General features: G+C 67.9%; 17 protein-coding genes. 8 read left to right on the top strand and 9 right to left on the bottom strand.

From position 1 onward, the window contains the following. Positions 1 to 106: 106 nt before the first annotated feature. The 3 genes from NGM10_RS09275 to solA all read right to left on the bottom strand — a co-directional run bounded on the left by NGM10_RS09275 (position 107) and on the right by solA (position 4241). Complete coding sequence (locus NGM10_RS09275) at positions 107 to 871, bottom strand: hypothetical protein (RefSeq protein ID WP_253477664.1); 765 nt, start codon at positions 869 to 871, stop codon at positions 107 to 109. A 53-nt stretch (positions 872 to 924) separates the two neighbouring features. Then, positions 925 to 2928, bottom strand: a complete 2004-nt coding sequence (locus NGM10_RS09270; protein WP_253477661.1) for an outer membrane protein assembly factor BamB family protein — start codon at positions 2926 to 2928, stop codon at positions 925 to 927. Between the two features lie 182 nt (positions 2929 to 3110). Then, a complete protein-coding gene (gene solA, locus NGM10_RS09265; protein WP_253477658.1) occupies positions 3111 to 4241 on the bottom strand; it encodes an N-methyl-L-tryptophan oxidase in 1131 nt (376 codons plus the stop codon). 108 nt (positions 4242 to 4349) lie between these two features. On the opposite strand from solA, the gene yqeC reads away from it, so the two are divergent. Continuing rightward, positions 4350 to 5075 (top strand): selenium cofactor biosynthesis protein YqeC, encoded by a 726-nt coding sequence (gene yqeC / locus NGM10_RS09260; protein WP_253477655.1) that lies wholly within the window; start codon positions 4350 to 4352, stop codon positions 5073 to 5075. A 28-nt stretch (positions 5076 to 5103) separates the two neighbouring features. Here the strand turns inward: yqeC and NGM10_RS09255 are convergent, their stop codons facing one another. After that, complete coding sequence (locus NGM10_RS09255; protein WP_253477652.1) at positions 5104 to 5310, bottom strand: hypothetical protein; 207 nt, start codon at positions 5308 to 5310, stop codon at positions 5104 to 5106. A 45-nt stretch (positions 5311 to 5355) separates the two neighbouring features. Further along, positions 5356 to 5961, bottom strand: coding sequence for a molybdenum cofactor guanylyltransferase (locus NGM10_RS09250; protein WP_253477649.1), 606 nt, complete (start codon positions 5959 to 5961; stop codon positions 5356 to 5358). A gap of 123 nt (positions 5962 to 6084) precedes the next feature. On the opposite strand from NGM10_RS09250, the gene NGM10_RS09245 reads away from it, so the two are divergent. Further along, positions 6085 to 6483, top strand: coding sequence for a hypothetical protein (locus tag NGM10_RS09245; RefSeq protein ID WP_253477646.1), 399 nt, complete (start codon positions 6085 to 6087; stop codon positions 6481 to 6483). An 81-nt stretch (positions 6484 to 6564) separates the two neighbouring features. On the opposite strand, the gene NGM10_RS09240 is transcribed toward NGM10_RS09245, so the two are convergent. Genes NGM10_RS09240 through NGM10_RS09225 form a run of 4 tightly spaced genes read right to left on the bottom strand, consistent with a single transcriptional unit; the run spans position 6565 to position 12031 of the window. Beyond that, positions 6565 to 7572 (bottom strand): cytochrome b/b6 domain-containing protein, encoded by a 1008-nt coding sequence (locus NGM10_RS09240; RefSeq protein WP_253477643.1) that lies wholly within the window; start codon positions 7570 to 7572, stop codon positions 6565 to 6567. Beyond that, positions 7569 to 7970, bottom strand: coding sequence for a hypothetical protein (locus NGM10_RS09235; RefSeq protein ID WP_253477640.1), 402 nt, complete (start codon positions 7968 to 7970; stop codon positions 7569 to 7571). Before NGM10_RS09235 ends, NGM10_RS09240 begins: the two co-directional genes overlap by 4 nt. Next, entirely contained in the window at positions 7971 to 8633 is a 663-nt protein-coding gene (locus NGM10_RS09230; RefSeq protein WP_253477637.1) for a 4Fe-4S dicluster domain-containing protein, read from the bottom strand. It lies immediately after the preceding gene. Positions 8634 to 8644: 11 nt separating this feature from the next. Next, the gene (locus tag NGM10_RS09225; RefSeq protein ID WP_253477633.1) at positions 8645 to 12031 is read right to left on the bottom strand and encodes a formate dehydrogenase subunit alpha; all 3387 of its coding nucleotides are present in this window, start codon (positions 12029 to 12031) and stop codon (positions 8645 to 8647) included. Positions 12032 to 12375: 344 nt separating this feature from the next. On the opposite strand from NGM10_RS09225, the gene NGM10_RS09220 reads away from it, so the two are divergent. The 6 genes from NGM10_RS09220 (at position 12376) to NGM10_RS09195 (ending at position 18448) form a co-directional block, all read left to right on the top strand. After that, the gene (locus tag NGM10_RS09220) at positions 12376 to 13332 is read left to right on the top strand and encodes an ABC transporter substrate-binding protein (RefSeq protein ID WP_253477630.1); all 957 of its coding nucleotides are present in this window, start codon (positions 12376 to 12378) and stop codon (positions 13330 to 13332) included. 2 nt (positions 13333 to 13334) lie between these two features. Then, positions 13335 to 14048, top strand: coding sequence for an ABC transporter permease (locus NGM10_RS09215; RefSeq protein WP_253477627.1), 714 nt, complete (start codon positions 13335 to 13337; stop codon positions 14046 to 14048). Next, a complete protein-coding gene (locus NGM10_RS09210; protein WP_253477624.1) occupies positions 14048 to 14812 on the top strand; it encodes an amino acid ABC transporter ATP-binding protein in 765 nt (254 codons plus the stop codon). The genes NGM10_RS09215 and NGM10_RS09210 overlap by 1 nt, the downstream gene beginning before the upstream one ends. Before the next feature lie 71 nt (positions 14813 to 14883). Continuing rightward, a complete protein-coding gene (locus NGM10_RS09205; protein ID WP_253477620.1) occupies positions 14884 to 15573 on the top strand; it encodes a TOBE domain-containing protein in 690 nt (229 codons plus the stop codon). Positions 15574 to 15692: 119 nt separating this feature from the next. Further along, positions 15693 to 17819: a hydrogenase iron-sulfur subunit gene (locus tag NGM10_RS09200; RefSeq protein ID WP_253477615.1), complete on the top strand. Its 2127-nt coding sequence runs from the start codon at positions 15693 to 15695 to the stop codon at positions 17817 to 17819. Beyond that, the gene (locus NGM10_RS09195) at positions 17816 to 18448 is read left to right on the top strand and encodes a TorD/DmsD family molecular chaperone (protein ID WP_253477612.1); all 633 of its coding nucleotides are present in this window, start codon (positions 17816 to 17818) and stop codon (positions 18446 to 18448) included. The genes NGM10_RS09200 and NGM10_RS09195 overlap by 4 nt, the downstream gene beginning before the upstream one ends. Positions 18449 to 18580: the final 132 nt, after the last annotated feature.

Here is an 18580-nt window from a genome sequence, read left to right as displayed (position 1 = left end):
GAAATAATAGTGGTGTAAGAAAAGCAGTTACGAATTCTCGTCTCGGGAGGGATACATCAGACATATTTATTGATTGGATGAATAACTCACGGAGTAATTCCTGTTGCTAGAAATCACAGGAGTAATTCCCGCAACTAGAGCAATCGTAATCAATAAGATGGCAACCGCGGCAGTCGTGATCGGTACAGCTATCATATATTTTCACGTTCGCACAACCACACTCATCGTATTTATTGCAGGTGTAAGCACATTTATATTCGGGGGTGTCTTCACACGCTTCGTCGCAACTTCGAATGATGACGTCGTCACTCCCGGTCCTGTTCGCGGTGTAGTGACTCACTCCCTCCTCCACGGAGTTGCCCTCAAAGAAAGCTTGACCGCGTTCGCGTTGTGGATCGACGACGAACACGATTTCGCTTTCCTCGGAAAGCGGGTATTTTAGTTGGATTTTCACAGTGGGATTCCCGCCGGATGCAGTCGCGTTGATAAGTACACCCTCAGAGGCTTGGGAATAGGATTTAACCGAGTCGTGTAGTTGATCGGTTGGAAGAACGGAAACGGTGTCACGTTCGAGATATCCATCTCGTGCCAACCGTTGCACCAATTCCGAAGCGTGGGTCCGGAACACTTGCTGAATCTTCTGTGGGGAGTAGTACTCTTGTGCAACGGTCCGTGCAGTTTCGAGTTCCTCCGCACTCATTGCGGCCGACCGCTGGGAAAGTCCAAAAGAGCCGACGGCGCTTCCAGTAACGACACCGAGTATGGACTTGAGTGTACGACGTCGTTCTGTAGTAATGTCCCTAAAACTCGAGTCTGGGTTACTGTCGACACTGTTCAACAGGTCCTCTCTTGTAATCGAGTCCTCCGTCATTGGAATAACCTCTCATCAGCAATCACGTATACTTTCCTATACTTTAGGCATTATTATTTCTCCGTCCTCGCTACCCACCGGAGCGCGTCGGCGAACTTGAGCGCCGAGTCGTAGCGGTCGGCGGGGTCGTCGGCGAGCGCGCGCGAGAGGACCTCATCCACGTTCTCGGTCACATGCTCGTCGGCGAGCAGGTCGCGGACCATCGCGGCGAGCCGGTCGGTGTCCGACTCGTCGAACTCCCCGCGGAGTTCGGCCGCCAGTTCCCAGTCGCCGACTCGGACCTCGCCGCCCGCGAGCCAGACGCTCTCGGGCGCGAGTCGGCCGTGGACCACGCCCTCGCGGTGGGCGCGGTGGACCGTCTCGGCGGCGTCGGCGACCGCGCGGGCGAGTTCGCGCGGAGTCAGGTCGCCCGCGCGGTCGGCGAGCGTCGCGTCCGGGAGTTCGGTCGCGACCCACGGCACCGGGTCGGCGTCCCACGCCCGAACGTCGAGGACGCCCTCGTGGTCGAGGTCGGCCCACGTTACGAGCGCCTCGGCGAAGGCGTCGCGGTCGAGCGCGTCGGCGACGCGCTCGACCGCGACCTCGGTCCCGCCCGGCGCGCGGGCCCGGTGGACCTCCGCGACCTCGGTCTCGGCGAGCGTTCCGAGGAGTTCGTAGTCCTCGAAGACGGGCGGTTCGGACGGAAGGGCGGGGTCGGAGGCGGAGTCGGCGTCGTCGCGATTTCGGTAGCGATACGCGCCGACCGCCAGCGCGCCGCCGAGCAGGCCGCCGACCGCGAGGCCCGCGGTCGAGGTGGCGGCCCGGTAGGCGTCGTAGACGGGCGTCGGACCGGGGTCCGAGAGCGCGACCATCCGCCCCGAATCGGTGCCGACGTAGACGCGCCCCTCGGACGCGACCGGTATCCACCCGAGGTCGCCGGGCAACTCGAAGCGCCACCGGACCGCTCCGTCGTCGACGCCGAGACCGTACATCGTTCCGTCCGGGGTCGCCGTGACGAGCGCGCCGTCGACGAGTTCGAGGGGAGCCAGCGTTCCGTCGTCGACCCGCCAGCGCTCGCGACCGTCCGGGTCGAACGCCACGAGTCCGTCTTCGGTCCCGACGTAGACGCCCTTGCCGAGTAGCGTGGGTTTCCACTCCGACTCCGCCCCGAGGTCTGCATACCAGCGCTCGCGACCGTCTCCGGCGTCGAGCGCGCGAATCGTGCCCGAGTCGTTGAGGTAGACGGTCCCGTCGGCGGCAGTCCCGGGGAACCCCGTCGGGGCCTCGTCCGTTCGGAACTGCCAGCGTTCGGTCCCGTCGGCGGTGTCGAACGCCGTCGCCGTGCCGTCGTCTTCGTTCCACGCGAGCACGCGGCCGTCGGCGACCGCCGCGACGAGCAGGCTCGGCGTCTCCGTCTCGATACCCTCCCCGGTCGAGCGGTCGACCCGCCACCGGACCGACCCGTCGCGGGCGTCGAGCGCGTGGAGTTCGGCCTCGGACGTCCCGACGTAGAGCCGTCCGTCGCGGTACTGCGGCCGGAGCCACGCGTGTCCGTCGAAGTCGTACCGCCACCGGACCGCTCCGTCGGCCCGCGAGAGGGCGGTGACTCCCCCGTCGCGCACGAGGACGAGTTCGGGGGTCACGCCCCATATCGAGGTCCACTCCTCGGTGTCGTACCGCCATCCGGTGTCGCCGTCGTCGGGGTCGAGCGAGCGGACCGTCTCGTCTCCGGTCACGTACAGCGTCGAGTCGAGTTCCGGATACGCCGAGTCGGGACCGACCACCACGTCGGGTTGGCCGTCGCCGGTCTCGACCCGCCAGCGCTCGGAGCCGTCGGGCGAGAGCGCCCGAATCGAGCGCAGCGTCCGGACGTAGAGCCGTCCGTCGGCCAGTTCGAGGGGCTGGACCCGTCCGTCGGTGAGTTCGCGCGACCACTCGACCGAGGGTTCGGGAGCGAAGGGGTGGGACCGGAGCGGGTCGGTCGCATTGTCCAGCGAGACGTTCCCGACGCTCGCGGGCGCGAGGCTTCCCGCTCCGAGGGTGCCGAGGAACTCACGTCTCGTCGGGGACCGCCGCATCACGTCGTTCGTCTCATCCGCCCCACATGTATCTTGCTCTCGGGCGCGCGCCCCCGCGACCCGCGGGTCGCGGGGGCGCGCTGGCCGCAAGTGGCGGAGCGGTACGCTGGCGGCTGGCCGCGAGGTCGCGCGCTAGCGGGAATCGCGCGCTGGTCGCGGGTCACCCACGAGCCACCGACGGCTCAGAGCCGACCGTCGATTCGGTGGGGGTCGATGGGGAGGTCGGTGTCGCCCTCGGTCGCGAAGTCGGCCAGCACCTCGCCGAGCGCGCTGGCGAACTTGAAGCCGTGGCCGGTCAGCCCGACTGCGAACGAGACGTGGGGGTACTCGGGGTGGGTGTCGAGATAGAAGTGGCCGTCCTCGGAGTTCGTCAGGACGCAGGAGGCGAGTTTCATCGTGGGTCCGGCGGCGTCGGGGAAGTACGTCTCGGGGAGGGGACGCAGGCGCTCTTCGTCGGCGAGCGTCGGTTCGCGCAGGTCGTCGGGGTCGACGGTCTCGGGGTCCTCGGGCGCTCGCCCGAACTTGAACCCCGGGCGCTGGTACACCGGGAAGCCGTAGAAGCTCCCCTCGGGCACGTCGACGCTGAACACGGGGAACGCCTCGGGGGTGAACAGGTCGGGGTCCTCGGGGTGCAACCACGCCATCACCCGGCGTTGGGGGGTCAGCGCGCCCGAGAGGACATCGAGGTGTTCGGCGGCCCACGCGCCGGTCGCCACGACGAGGCGGTCGGCCTCGTAGGTGTCGCGGTCGGTCTCGACCCGGACGCCGTCCTCGCGGGGCTCCCAGTCGAGGACGCGCTCGCGGGCGCGGACCGTGCCGCCGTGGGCGTGGGCCCGATTCACATGGGTCGCTATCGCTCGCTCGCAGGCCAGAAAGCCGCCGTCGGGCTGGTAGACGCCGCGGTGGCCCTCGGGAAGTCGGTAGCCCGGGAACCGCTCGCGGAGTTCCCGGGCGGTCAGGAGTTCGTAGGGGAGGTCGTGTTGCTCGCAGGACGCCACCGCGTCGGCGACCTTCGCCCCGTCGGCGGGGCCCGCGTGGACCGACCCCGTCCGGGTCAGCAGCGCCGCGCCCGACTCGGCTTCGAGTTCGCACCAGAGTTCGCCCGCCCGCTCGGCGAGCGGGACGTAGTCGGGGTGCTCGTGCTGGGTCAGCCGGAAGATGCGCGTGTCGCCGTGCGACGACCCCCTCGCGTGGGGAACGTCGTAGCGCTCGATGCCGAGGACCTCGACGCCGCGCTTCGCGAGGTGGTAGACCGCCGCGCTCCCGACGCCGCCGACGCCGAGGACGACGGCGTCGTACTCACTGCGTGTCATCGTCTCGCGAGAGGAGAGGGGTCGGCAAAGACCTTTGGTCGGGCGTCTCTCGCGCCACGACCGCGGGACCGGAGACACGCTTAAACCCCGCGGCTCCGTCTCCCGGATATGGACATCGTCGACGCCCTCGAAGCCCGCCGGGGCACGACCTGCGTCGTCGGAGCGGGCGGCAAGAAGACCACCATGGCGACGCTCGCCGGACGCCTCGACAGCGCGGTCGTCACAGCCACCGTTCGAATCCCGATTTTCGACTCGTGGGTCGAGCGGGTCGTCGTCACCGACGACCCGGTGTCTGCGGTCGAATCGGCAGACGAGCGGCCGCTCGGCGTCGTCCCGGAACGCGAGCGGTCGGACCGCTACCGCGGGTACGACCGGGAGACCGTCGACGAGCTCGCGCGCCACGCCGACTCCCTTCTCGTGAAGGCCGACGGCGCGCGGATGCGCGAGTTCAAGGCCCCGGACGACCGGGAACCGCGGATACCGGCGGCCGCCGACACGGTGGTCCCCATCGCGAGCGCCCACGTCGTCGGCGAACCGCTCGGCGACGAGCGCGTCCACCGCGTCGACCGCGTGGCCGCCCTCACGGGCCGGGAGCCGGGCGAGACGCTCGGACCCGCCGACGTCGCGGCCGTGCTCGCGAGCCGGGACGGCGGCCGGAAGGGCGTCCCCGAGGACGCGACGGTCGTCCCGCTGATAAACATGGTCGACGACGACGCCCTCGAAGCGACCGCGCGCGACATCGCCGCGGAGCTCCTCGCGCGCGCCGACGTTCCGCGCGTGGTGCTGGCCGAGATGCGCGCCGACGAGCCGCTGGTCGGCGTCGTCGAGGGGTGACCCGCCGACCGCGAGGAGGTCCCGGCCCTCACCCGGTCTCCTCGGGCGGGGGTCGGAAGAAGGAGACGCCGCCGCACGCCGTGCATTCGACGGCGTCGGCGGTGTCGGCGGTCACCGATTCCACGGGGCCGAAGGCGACGAGTCGCTCGGTCGGCTCCGGAATCTGGCGGCCACAGAGCGGACAGTCGGCGGCGTTCGCCCGGAGGCGGTCCCGCGAGACGGTATTGGGCGTCACGTCCACCCCCTCCCGACGTGGGCGGCGACCCCCCTCGACCGCCCCTCAGAACCGGTCGTGCGCGGCATCGAACTCCTCCCGGGTGTTGAGGTTCTCGAACGTCTCCATCGACGCGTGACGCTCGATCTCGGCCCGGTCGACGACGACGGAATCGAGGTCCGAGAGCGCGGCGATGACCCGCCGGTCCTCGGCGTCGAGCACTCGCTCGCAGGCCGACGCCATCGCGGCGGTACGGTAGACGGCCTGCGTGGGCTGGAACCACTCGTCGGGGCGCGGGACGGCCGCGTCGCGGCCCGCGGCCCGGTCGAAGAGGTACTCGACGAACGCCGGGTCGACGAACGGCATGTCGCAGGCGACCACGAGCGCGTACTCCCCGGCCGCCGCGTCGAGGCCGACCGCGATTCCGGCGGTCGGACCGAGGTCGGGGTCGGGGTCGAGCGCGAACGACACCGGGCGGGAGAGTCCGTCGAGCGCGTCGGCGACGGCCGCGCGCTGGTCGTCGCGGCAGTTGACGATTACCTCGTCGACCGCCGGGGCGATTCGCTCGGCGACCCGTCGGACCATCGGGGTCCCCGCGAGGTCGGCGACCGCCTTGTCGGCGTCGCCGAATCGGGTCGAGCGACCGCCAGCGAGGATGACACCGCTTCGCATACGCGTCGGTTCGGGACACGCCGTAAAGAGTCTTGGCCGGTGTGGCGTCGCGGGGCCGGGAGAGTGGGGTCGGGCGTTACCGTGTGCCACAATCCTAATACGGGGGGCTACGTAGTGGCGGCCATGCGAATCGAACTCCGGGTCTGCAAGCACTGCTACGAGGGCGACCACGGAAACGAACCGAAGACCGCGGTCACGCGAGACATGGTCGAGTGCGCCAGACGGGTGCGCGAGTACAAGGACCTCATCGGCCTCGACGCCCTCTACGTCACGATGGTCGAGGAGGGCGACCCTGGGGGTGCCGAGGAGCTACAGGCCATCGTCGCGAGCATCGAGGGCGATCAGGTCGCGCTCTCGGACACCCAACTGGTGATGGAGGACGACGACGGGAACATGCTCGTCTATCCGGAGCCCGAGGACATCCTCCGGGTGCTGACCCGCAACATCGACCAGATTCAGGAACAGACCCGACAGGACGTGACCGTCGAACTCTCCTCGGAGGGCGCGACCCTCATCACGTAACCGCCGTTTCGAGGCCGCTCCGGCCGTGCCGGAGCGGCCTCGAAACAGCCGTGATGGGGGCTCAGCGACCGGGACGGGACCTCAGTCCTCGGCCGAGGCGACCTCGCCGTCGCCCGCGGTCGGTCGCTCGCGTTGCTCCTGGAGCTGGCGCTCCCACCGCCGTCGGATGACGTTGCCGTACAGCGACAGCACGAGTCCCACGAACAGCACGAAGATGCCGATGTTGATTCCGATAGTGAGCAGGAGCTCTATCACCCCGCCCTCGACCGCGAGCTCCCGCGGGACGGGATAGCCCTCGTCGACGATGCTCGCGGTCATGACGCTCACGATGCCGACGGTGACGAGCACCCCCATCAGGTTCGCGACCAGATTCCAGCTCGGCGCGAGCGACAGCCGTTCGATTCCGGTGCCCTCGACATCCTCGTCGTCGTGGCTCTCGGGAATCATCCGCCGCGGGATGAACGCCTTGGTCTCCAGCGGGTAGAACGCCGGGTGGAAGCCGTGTTCGAAGATGTGGAACATGACGCCCATCAGCATGATGATGCCCAGCAGGCCGTGGAAGACGACGAAGGCCATCGCGGCGGTCTTGGTCGCGAAGTATTGCATCAACCCGGTCTTGCTCCAGATGAGCAGCCCGGAGATCACCAGCAGGGTCAGCTCGATGGCGAAGATGAAGACGACGCCCTTGCCGACGTACGACAGCAGGGGGACCTCGTCGGAATCGTAGCCCGCGAACTGCCGGGCGTTGGGGTGGCGCTCGTCGGCCCGACCCAGCATGAACTTCACGTCCTGAACGAACGCGGCGATGTCGTCGCCCGTGGGGACGACCTTCCGGAAGTTGCTACGGCCGGTGTCGGTGATGAGCATCATCACGACCCAGAAGGTCACCAGCGCCACGAGCCCGAGCCCGGCGATGCGGTGGAGCGCCACGACCCCGACGTTGCCGCCCATCAGCACGAGGAGCCACCAGAGGTGGTCGTTGAACATGATGGCGTACCCCGTGAAGAAGAGCGCGAACACGTCGAGCGCCAGCAACGAGTGGAACGTCGTCGTCATCCGCGTGAACTTCCCGTGGTCGAGGTTCGTCATTCGGGCTCACCTCCCTCCGGGCGCTCGGTGCCCCCGTCGGCGGCGACGCCCTCGCGGGCCTCCTCGGGCGACCGCATCCGGGCGGCCAGTCGACGGAAGGCCGCCCAGTGGAGCAACAGCAGGAACAGGATGAACACGCCGAGTATCACGTCGGCGGCGTGGACCAGCGCGATGAGGAGGTCGAGCGCGGGCATCGTGTTCCCGGCGACCCAGTCGGCCCCGACGCCGCCGCCCTCGACGGTCGGACCGACCCGGAACAGTCCCTCGTAGAAGACGTCGAACCCGGCCGCGACCCAGGCCAGCAACGCGGTGACCGCGAGGCTGACCGCCGCGGCCACGACTATCGCCGACCGACTGTACGTGTCGACGTCGTCCTCGGGGAGGTCGTATCCCGTCATTCAGAACGCCTCCGCGTCGTCTCCGAAGATTATCTCCATGGCGACGTCGTTGAAGAACACGCCGCTGTCGCGCCGTTCGAGTTCGTCTGCGATCTGGGTGGCGTCGCCGACCAGGATGGCGTCGGTCGAACACTCCTCGGCGCAGGCGGGCCCCTTCCCGACCTCCTGGCGCTCGTCGCACATCGTGCACTTGTCCATCGTCCCGCCGCTACCGACGATGTCGGCGACGCCCTCGTCGGAGTCGGGGAACTGGGGCGCGCCGAACGGACACGCCGACAGGCAGTACTGACAGCCGATGCACAGGCTGTCGCGGACGTTCACGAACCCGTCTTCCATGCTCACCAGCGAGTCGGTCGGACAGACCGACACGCAGGGGGCGTTGTCGCAGTGGTAACACTGCATCGGAATCGAGGTCTCGCCCGGACTCGTCCCCTGCTCCATCGCTCGACCGCTGGAGGCGTTGAGGCCGCCCTCGCCCTCTTGGCCCTCCAGCATCGTGGAGATGCTGATTCGTTGTTCGTCTCGCGGAACGTCCCACGTTCGCTTGCAGGCGACGACGCATCCGCCGCAGTCGATGCAGGCCTCCACGTCCGGGAATATCCGGGTGTTCTCGCCGACGCCCATCACACCGTCGCCCATCACTTCCTGATTTGATTTTGACATTCTTGATCACCTCATTGGACCGTCGACCCGTCGCGGACGTCGAAGCTCTTCTGCGTGCCGACGCCGTCTCGGTCCTGGGGGAACTCCAGGTCGACGTCCATGTTGAGTTCCTCCAGCAGGTCGTCGGTCGCGGGTCGGACCGCGACCATCGACACCTTCGTCTCCTGCATCTGGGTCTCGACGTCGTATCCGCGCGACGTGATCGCGTTCACCGAGTCGCCGATGGCGTAGGGAACCGTCCCCTCGGGGTACTGGTCCTCCTGGCTCTTGCCCTTGAAGACGCCGCCCCAGTGGAACGGCAGGAACACCTCCTCGTCGTTCGGACGGTCGGTCACCCGCGCCTTCACCAGCACCGACCCGCGGTCGGTCGAGGAGACGACGACGAGGTCACCGCCGTCGACGCCGAGTTCCTCCGCCTTCGCGGGCGTGATCTCGGCGTACATGTGGGGCTGGAGGTCGGCGGTGTGAACGTTCGACCGCGTCTCCGAACCGCCGCCCTGGTGTTCGACCTGACGGCCGGTCGTCATGATGGTGTCGAGGGTCGGCCCCTCGTCGCTGTTGTGGATGATGTCGTTGGCCCGCTGTTGCTCGGTTCCGTTGTTCTGGTCGAGCCGGTAGAAGTTGTGCTGTTGGCCGTTCGCGGGCCACTCCTCGACCAGGTCCGGCCGCGGGCTCTCTATGGGTTCGCGGTGAATCGGCACCTTGTCGAGGAAGCTCCAGACCACCGCCCGCGCCCGCCCGCGTCCGGTCGGCGCGTCGGGCTGGCTGTAGTCGTACTCCTCGTAGAACGACGGGTCGATGCCGGGGGCGATCTTCTGGTTCAGGTACTCGTCGAACGCCGCGCTCCCCGTGTCGGGGTCTGCCAGCGCCTCCGCGGCGGTGTAGACCGAGCTACTGTTGTCCAGCGCGTGTTGCTGGGGAATCGTCAGCTCGTCGGGCTGGACCCGCTGGTTCGGGTCGAGGAGGCTCCTCGGTGGCGTCGTCTTCCAACCGGGGTACTCGGGCACGCCGTGGATTTGGCCGTCCTCGGCGAGGTCGTCGTCGTCGGCCCAGTCGGGCACGTACGGCGCTCGCGTCAGGTCGAGCGCCTCCTCCTCGCTCTCGTAGCGGTCGCCGACCGCGTTCAGCGTCTCCTCGAACGGGTACGGTTCGTCGGTGGACATCTCCTCCCACTCCTCGGGGGTCGGCGCGCTGACGCCCCACCGGGTCCGGAAGTCCTGACCCCCGTCGTTGGGGTCGAGGTCGTCGTTCCAGATGATGGGCGTCCCGGGGTGGTCCTCGCCCCAGCACGGCCACGGGAGCATCCAGTACTCGCCCGCGACGGGCGTCCCCTCCGCGCCCTTGAGGTCCTCGTTGGAGAACGCGTAGTCGTACTCCAGATGTTGCTGGAGGCGTTCGGGCGTCTGGCGGTAGCCGATGGTGTTGGTCCCGAGGTTGAACTCCCGGATGACGTCCTCGTAGGACGACTTGCCGTTGTACATCTCCGAACCGGACCCCCAGTCGAAATGCTCGCCGAACCCGAGGTGGTCGGCGAGCTCCTGCATGATCTGGAGGTCGGGCTTGGAGTTGTGCTTCGGCGGGGCGACCGGCTCGGACCACTGGACCGACCGATTGGTGTTCGTGAGCGACCGATAGTGCTCGTACTGGCTCGACGCCGGGAGCAACAGCACCGGCGGCCCCTCCTCGTAGTCGGGCAGGACCGTCGCGACCCCCGGGAACAGGTCGATGACCACGAGCAGGTCGAGGTTCTCCATCCCCTCTTTCATCTGCTCCATCTCGCTGATGGAGTTGGCCGAGTGGCCCCAGAAGAAGGCGATCTTCACCGGGTCGGGCTGGTAGATCGGCGTCTCCTGATAGCGGTCCTCCTGGTCGAGCGCGGCCTCGAACCAGCGGGCGACCGTGAGCCCGTTCTGGAACATCATCGAGTTCTCGGCCGGGTTCTCGGGGCCGTGGTCGGCGTTGGGCGGCAGGTCGGCCGCATCGCCGTCCCCGTACGACGCGCTCTGTCGGGCGTACTTCTCGGGGGGCATCAGCTCGAACTTCTCGTAGAGGTCGGCGAAGGACGTAGAGCCGCTGGTGTAGGGGTTCATGTCCCAGATGTCTGCCCACCACGACCAGCCGCCGGGAGTCAGCCCGTAGTAGCCCGGCAGGATGTGACTGGCGACCGCGAGGTCGGTCGCGCCCTGAACGTTGGCGTGGCCCCGCATCACCTGGAGGCCGCCGCCGCTCCGGGCCGCGCTCCCCGAGGCGAGGCTCGCAATCGCGTACGAGCGGATGTTCTGGGTGCCGTTGTTGTGCTGGGTGCCGCCCATCGCCCACTCGATCTGTACGTGCGGGCGAGCGTCGGCGATCATGTCGGCGATGCGTTCGATGTCCTCGACCGACACCCAGGTGATGTCCGAGACCGTCTCCTTGTCGTACTGGTCGAGTTCGGCGTCTACGTCCTCCCAGCCTTGGACGCGGTCGGCGAGCATGTTCTGGCCGGTGTCGTCTGCGTCGGAGTCGAGCGCGAGGCCGTGACGGTCCCGGAGGTCCTTGACCACGCCCATCATCAGGGCCACGTCGGTGCCGGGTCTGAACCGGATGAACTCGTCGGCGTGGGCCGCGGTCTTGGTGAACCGGGGGTCGAGGACGAGGATGTCCCCGCCGCGGGCCTGACCCTCTAGGATGTGTTGCATCGCGATGGGGTGGGCTTCGGCGGGGTTCTGGCCGATGATGATGTCCAGGTCGAAGTTGCGGTAGTCCTGGACGGTGTTCGTCATCGCGCCGTATCCCCAGGTGTTGGCCAGTCCGGTCACCGTGGTGGAGTGACAGATGCGGGCCTGGTGGTCGATGTTGTTCGTGCCCATGAACGCCGCCAGCTTCCGGATGGCGTAGGCCTCCTCGTTGGAGTGGTGGGCGCTGCCGAGCAACATGACGCTCTCGCGGCTGTGTTCGGCGTCGACGTCGACCGCCTCCGACGGACTCGTGTCGTGGTCGGGCCACAGCGCCTGGATGTCGGTCGCGAGTCGGTCGTACGCCTCCGACCAGGAGAGCTTGCTCCACTCGCCGTTCTCCTGGATCATCGGGTGCTTGAGTCGTTTCTCGGAGTGTTCGGTCTCGTATATGCCCGCGCCCTTCGAGCAGAGCGATCCGGCGTTTATGGGGTGGTCCTCCCAGGGCTCCATCCCGACGAAGGAGTCGCCCTTCCGTTCGCCGTGGAAGCCACAGCCGACCGAACAGTAGTTACAGATGGTCTTGGTGAGTTCGGCGTCGGTGTCGGTCCCGTCTACGTCGTCGTCGCTCTGGGCCAGCACCTGTCCGGCTCCGCTTCCACCGAGAGCTATGCTACCTGCTAACGCACTCGCCTTGAGGAACGAGCGCCGGTCGAGGTCGAGTGATACCGGTTCCGTACTCATGGTGTTATCAGTTTTCCGTCCATTCCGCCTATCGTATCGTGTTACGCGATACCAACTGCCATAATAATTCTGGGGAGTCCTTATCAAAGGCCCGGTAATGTTCAAGCTCGCTTGGAGAGAAATTATATGCGAATCGGGGGACACAGAGCGGCTGGGTCCGAGATGATGTAACCGGTTTTATCTAAGTATCTCTACGGACCACGCGTCCGGAGAAGTCACTACTCCGAGACACTATGAGGTCATTCCGAACGTAGACACCATCCGTTTCGACGAGCGATAGGGTAACTGAGACCGGTTACTCGGGCGGCGGAAGGTATATTTGGTGTCAGTCCGACGGTATTCACATGTCGATACAACGGCGGCGGTTCCTCACTGCTATCGGCGCGGGAGCGCTGGCGACCACGGCCGGATGTGCCCGGACACAGGGGATCGTCGGGGGGAGCGAGGACGAGGGAACGGGCGAGGACGAGGGGGCGGGCGTGGCTGGCGAGGAGCTCACGCTCACGACGACCACGAGCACCTACGACACGGGACTGCTCGGCGAGATTCACGGCGACTTCGAGGAGATGTACGACGTGACCGTCGACGCGGTCGCACAGGGGACGGGTGCGGCCCTCGAATCGGCTCGCAACGGCGACGCCGACGTGGTGATGGTCCACGCCCGCGGACTCGAAGACGAGTTCATGCGGAACGGCTACGGAATCAACCGCAGGGACCTCATGTTCAACGACTTCGTCGTGGTCGGCCCCGAGAGCGACCCGGCGGGAATCGAGGGGATGGATTCTGCGACCGAGGCGTTCCAGACCATCGCCGACGCGGAGGCAACGTTCGTCTCGCGGGGCGACGAGTCCGGAACCCACACCAAGGAGCTCGACATCTGGGAGGCCGCCGAGACCGAACCGGGCGGCGACTGGTATCAGGAGACCGGCACCGGGATGGGCGAGGCGCTGAACAACGCCACCCAACAGGACGCCTACACCCTCTCGGACCGCGGGACGTTCATCTCCCAGCGCTCGGACCTCGACCTCACCATTCTAGTGCAGGGCCCCATCGAGGACGGCCCCGAGATGCTCTCGAACCCGTACGGCATCATGGCGGTCAACCCCGGAGTCCACGAGGACGCCAACTACGACCTCGCGATGGCCTACATCGGGTGGATCACCAGCCCCGGGGCCCAAGACGCCATCTCGGACTACGAGATGAACGGGGAACAACTGTTCTTCCCCGAGGCCGTCTCCGAAGACCCCGACTTCCAACAGTACGTCCCGAAGGGATGGAGTAGCGACTCCTCGGACGAGTGAGCATGCACCCCGAGCTATCACACCTGCTGGCGGGCCTCGTCGACCTCCCGTTCAGGGACGGGTACGTTTCGAGTATCGTCTACGTCTCGCTGTACGTGAGCCTCGTCGCCGTCACGCTGAGCACGCTGTTCAGCGTCCCCGTCGCGCTCGTGATGGGGTTCGCCGACTTCCCCGGCAAGCAGTTCGTGAAGTCGGTCATCAACACGGGGATGGGGTTTCCCAGCGTGGTCGTCGGCCTCCTCGTGCTGTTCGCCGTCTCGAATCAGGGGCCGCTCGGACCGCTGGACCTGGTGTTCACCAGAGAGGCGATGATCATGTCCCAGTTCGTGCTCGCGACGCCGCCGATTACGGCCATCACCCTCGCCTCGGTCACCGGCGTGACCGAGAACGTCCGCGACGCGGCGCGCGCCCTCGGGGGCACGCGCCTCGACGTGGCGCTGGTCGTCGTCAAGGAGGCCCGGTACGGAATCGCGACGGCGATTCTGGCGGGGTTCGGGCGCGCCATCAGCGAGGTCGGCTCCGTCCTCATCGTGGGCGGCAACATCACGAGCGCCGACGGAATCTCGAAGACGCGGACGCTGACGACCGCCATCCAGCTCGAAGCCCGGCAGGGCCAGTACGACACCGCGATGCTGCTCGGAGCGCTCCTAGTCGTGCTGGTGCTGACGGTCAACGCCGTCGTCGTCCGCCTCGGGGACCGGGGGGTGCAACCCTGATGCTCCGAGCGACCGGCGTCTCACAGTCCTACGGAACCGAGCCGGTGTTCCGCGACCTGTCCATCGAAGTCGACGCTGGCGAGGTCGTCGCGGTCATCGGCCCGTCGGGCGTCGGGAAATCGACGCTCTTGGGCATCCTCGCGCTCTCGCTCGAACCCGACGAGGGGACCGTCGCGCTCGACGGCACCGACGCTTGGGCCGTCGACGGAGCCGACCGCCTCTCGCTGCGGCGACGCGTGGGGATGGTCTTTCAGGAGGCGAGCCTCTTCGACGGCTCGGTCGCCCGGAACGTCGAATACGGGCTGCGGGTCCGGCGGTCGTGGTCCGACCGGGTCCGGAGCCGACTCCGGTCGCTCGGTCGGTCGAACGGCACCGCCGACGCCGTCCGCGAGTCCCTCGACATCGTGGGGTTGACCGACAAGGCGGACCAGCACGCCGACTCGCTGTCGGGGGGCGAAGCCCAGCGAGTCTCGTTCGCGCGCGCGGTCGCCTACGACCCGGACGTCCTGCTACTCGACGAGCCCACGTCGGACCTCGACCCGCGGAACACCGCGGTCATCGAGGAGGCCATCGAGGAGGCCCGGAACCGGGGAATCGGCGTGGTCGTCGCGACCCACGACATGCATCAGGCCGAGCGCGTCGCCGACCGCGTCGCGGTGTTGCTCGACGAGGGCATCACGGAGGTCGGCCCGGCGGAGGTCGTCTTCGAGGACCCGTCGGACGAACGAACTCGAACGTTTATCTCCGGGGAGTTAGTGTACTGACCGAGGACGTACCGTCCGACCACCTCGAACCGCTCGACCCACTCGAATCACTCGACCCACTCAGACCATCGATGACCCTCACGAAAGACTTCGAACCCCGCCTCGCCATCGGTGAGACGACCGTCACCAGCCGCGACGTCGAGATGCTGCGCGGTATCGACGAGCACGGCTCGATGTACGGAGCCGCGAACGAACTCGGCCGCTCGTATCCGCATCTGCAGCGACGCGTGGTCGAACTCGAAGCGGCCGTCGGCCCGCTGACGAGGCGCGTCCGAGGCGGCAAGGACGGGGGCGGGACGCAACTGACCGACGACGCCCGCGACCTCATCCAGCGCTTCGAGCGATTGCGGATCGAACTCTCGGGCGTGACGACGGTCCCCGAGTCGGTCATCTCCGGGACCGTCACCGACCGGGACGGCCAACTGGCGACCGTTCGGACGGCCGCCGGGGACGTGTCGGCCCGCCTCTCCACGACCGCCGAGGAGGTCGAAATCGCCGTCCGAGCCGACGCCGTCGTGCTGATGAGCCCGCGGTCACCGTGGGCCGACCACACCAGCCTCCGGAACCGGATTCCGGGTGTCGTCAGCGACCTCGCGGTCGACGACACGATAGCCACCGTGACCGTCGAGGTCGCAGACGGCGTGACGATTCGGGCGGTCGTGACGACCGAAAGCGTCGACCGACTCGACATCGAGGAGGGCCGCGAACTCATCGCGGCGTTCAAGACCACGGCCGCGCGAGCCACCCCGGTGGACACGTAGCCGACGCGACCCACCGGAGGGGTGCGCCGACCGGAGGGGCCTCGGTGACCCGCCGAAGGGGTCGCCCGGGCCTCGAATCGGGGCAAACGTTTTAGGGGTGATAACACCAAGCACGACCGATGAACGTCGGTGCCTTCGTCTGCTCCTGTGGCGGGTCGTGTGAGGTGGACCTCGACGGCGTCAGAGACGGCGTCCGCGACGTCGACGTGGTGGCGAGTTCGGAACTGCTCTGTCAGGACGGCCTCGACGCGATGTCGGCGGTGGTCGACGAGTACGAACTCGACGAGCTGATAGTCACCGCGCCCGACAGGTCGTGTCGCGACCGGATTCGGGACTTCGTCGGGGAGACGGGTCTCCACCCGGAGGCCGCGGAGTTCGTCAACCACCGCGAGGAGTGCGCGTGGGTCCACGACGCCGACGCCGCGACCGAGAAGACCGCGCGAATGATAAACGCGACGGCGGCCGGTCGCCGGGAGGAGGCGGTCTCCCGAACCGTCTCGCGCGAGGCGGGCGAGACCGTCGCGGTCGTCGGCGACCCGGCGGTCGCGAGCTCGCTCGCCGAGTCGGCCGACGTGACGCTGCTGGCCGACGGCCGGGACTTCGAGGGCGCGGAGGACCTCGGCGACGTGACCGTCGAACGCGGCCGCGTCGTGGACGTGTCGGGCGAGTACGGCGAGTTCGAGGTGACCGTCGAGGCCCGCGTCACCGACGAGTGCATCTCCTGCATGGACTGCGTCGCCGAGGGGCCCGAGGGGATGGTGACGGCCGAGCCCGTCGATATCGACCCCGACGCGCCCGACGGCGAGTGGGTCGAGGTCTGCCCGACAGACGCCATCGACCTCGACGGCGTCACGAGGGCCCTCGAGTTCGACCAGGTAGTCCACCCCGACGGAACCGCGCCCGCCCGCGGCGGCCAGCTGGGGTTCTACACGGGCCCGGTCGACGCCGCCACCGTCTCGGCGGTGGTGTCGAACCTCGGCGGCATCGAGAAGCCCGACTTCCTCGACCTCGAGATGGAGGTGTGTGCCGCCGGAGCGTCGAGCCAGCAGGGCTGTACCGCCTGCGTCGACGCCTGCCCCCACGGAGCCGTCGACCGCCCGGCCGTCGACGAGGTCTCGTTCGACCCGGTCTCGTGTCAGAACTGCGGTGCGTGCACGAGCGCGTGTCCGACCGGCGCGACGAAGCTGCGCGAACCGTCGAACGAGCGGATAGCCCGGGAGGTCGAGGCGCTTCTGACCGCCGAAGACGACGACGGCGGATGGCTCCCGTGGCGGTCGGACACCGCGCTCGACACCGAGATCGTCGCGTTCGTCTGCTCGGAGCGCGCCCGCGAACGACTCCGCGCGTACGGGCGACGCGCGCGCGAGGAGGAACTGGCGTACCCCCCGATACTCCCGGTCGGCGTGAACTGCACCGACACGGTCGGCGAGGCCCACGTAATGCACGCGCTCGCCGCCGGTGCCGACGGGGTCGCCATCGTCGGCTGTGGCGGCGACTGCGTCCACTCGGGGCCCGAGCCGAAGGCCGAACTCGTCGACCGACTCGGCAGGGCGACGCGGGACCTTGGGCTGGGCGAGCGCGTCGGCTTCTTCGCCCCCGAGGCCGACGACCCCGGCGCGTTCGTCGAGGACCTCTCCCGGTTCGCGGTCGAGACCGTCGCGGAGTCGCCGGTCCCGAGCGACGGGTACGAGGCCGAGGGCGGCGCTCGCGACGACGACGCTCGGGCGTTCAACAGTCACGACTGGACGCTCGAAAGCGTCCGTCGCATCCTCGACCACGTCGACCCCGAGCGGGAGGTCGTCCGCGGCCTGAAGGACTTCGGCAGGATGGAGGTCGCAGACGCCTGCAACCTCACGCCGACCTGTTCGACGCTGTGTCCGACCGACGCCATCCGGCGGACCGACGACGCAGACCTCGAATTCAACCACGAGCGCTGTGTCAACTGCGGCCTCTGCGAGGAGGGGTGTCCCGAGACCGCGATAACGATGCGCGACGGCCTCGACCTCTCGTTGCTCCCCGAGAACCGGGCGGGCGAGGACCCGGCGTGGTCGCGCGTCCACGACGGCGAGATGCTCGAATGCGTCCGCTGTGGCAAGCCGTTCGCGAGCGCCGGGACCGCGACCAAGATCGAGGCGGAGGTCGGCGACCTCGTGGAGGGAATCGCACCGGCCTCGGACCACAGCATCTTCGAGTACTGCGGCGACTGTCGCACGGCACTGCTGTTCGAAGGAGGGCGGGCACGATGAACGACGAAGCAATCTACACGGCACGGCTCGAACTGATCGACTTCCTCATCGAAGCGTTCTGGGACGCGCCCACCGAGGCGTTCGTCGCCGACCTGATCGAGGGGGAGGTCGAACTCCCGGAGGAGTCGGTGACCCCCGAGATGGACGAGGGGTTCGCGATGCTGGAGTCGTGGATCGAGCGCAACCGGGGCGAGGACGTGGCCGACGTCCGCGACGAACTCGAACGCGAGTACACCCGGCTGTTCGTCGGCCCGCGACCCCCGGTGCTCCCCCACGAGACGTACTACCGCGAGGACACCGACTTCATCGGCGACGGACTGGTGGCCGTCGAGGAGAGCTACGCCGCGGTCGGCTGGGAGCCCCCGGAGGAGTACCCCGAGGAGGCCGACTTCGTCGCGGTGGAACTCGCGTTCCTGCGACACCTCGTCGACCGACAGCGACGCGGCGAGGAGGAGGCGTTCGGCTTCGAGCGGGTGTTCCTCGACGAGCACCTGCTGGAGTGGGCCGACGCGTTCGTCGACGACGTGCGCGAGAAGGCCGACCCGGGGCTGTTCCTCGCGGCCAGCCTCGCGTTCGGGGGACTCGTCACCTTCGAGGACGAACTGGTCGCACAGATGGTCCCGGGGTGACCGAATCGCCCACGCCGCGCTCTCGCGGGCGAGCGCCCAGTTGCAGGGAGAACGGCTATCGGCGAGAAGAACCGCTATCGCCGAGAAGAACCGCTATCGCGCGTCCCGAGCGACGCGGCGCGTCGCTCGGGA

Source organism: Halorussus salilacus (assembly GCF_024138125.1).
GTDB lineage: Archaea > Halobacteriota > Halobacteria > Halobacteriales > Haladaptataceae > Halorussus > Halorussus salilacus.
The sequence above is the reverse complement of the archived record's forward strand: the minus strand, read 5'-3'. Positions and strand labels throughout refer to the sequence as shown.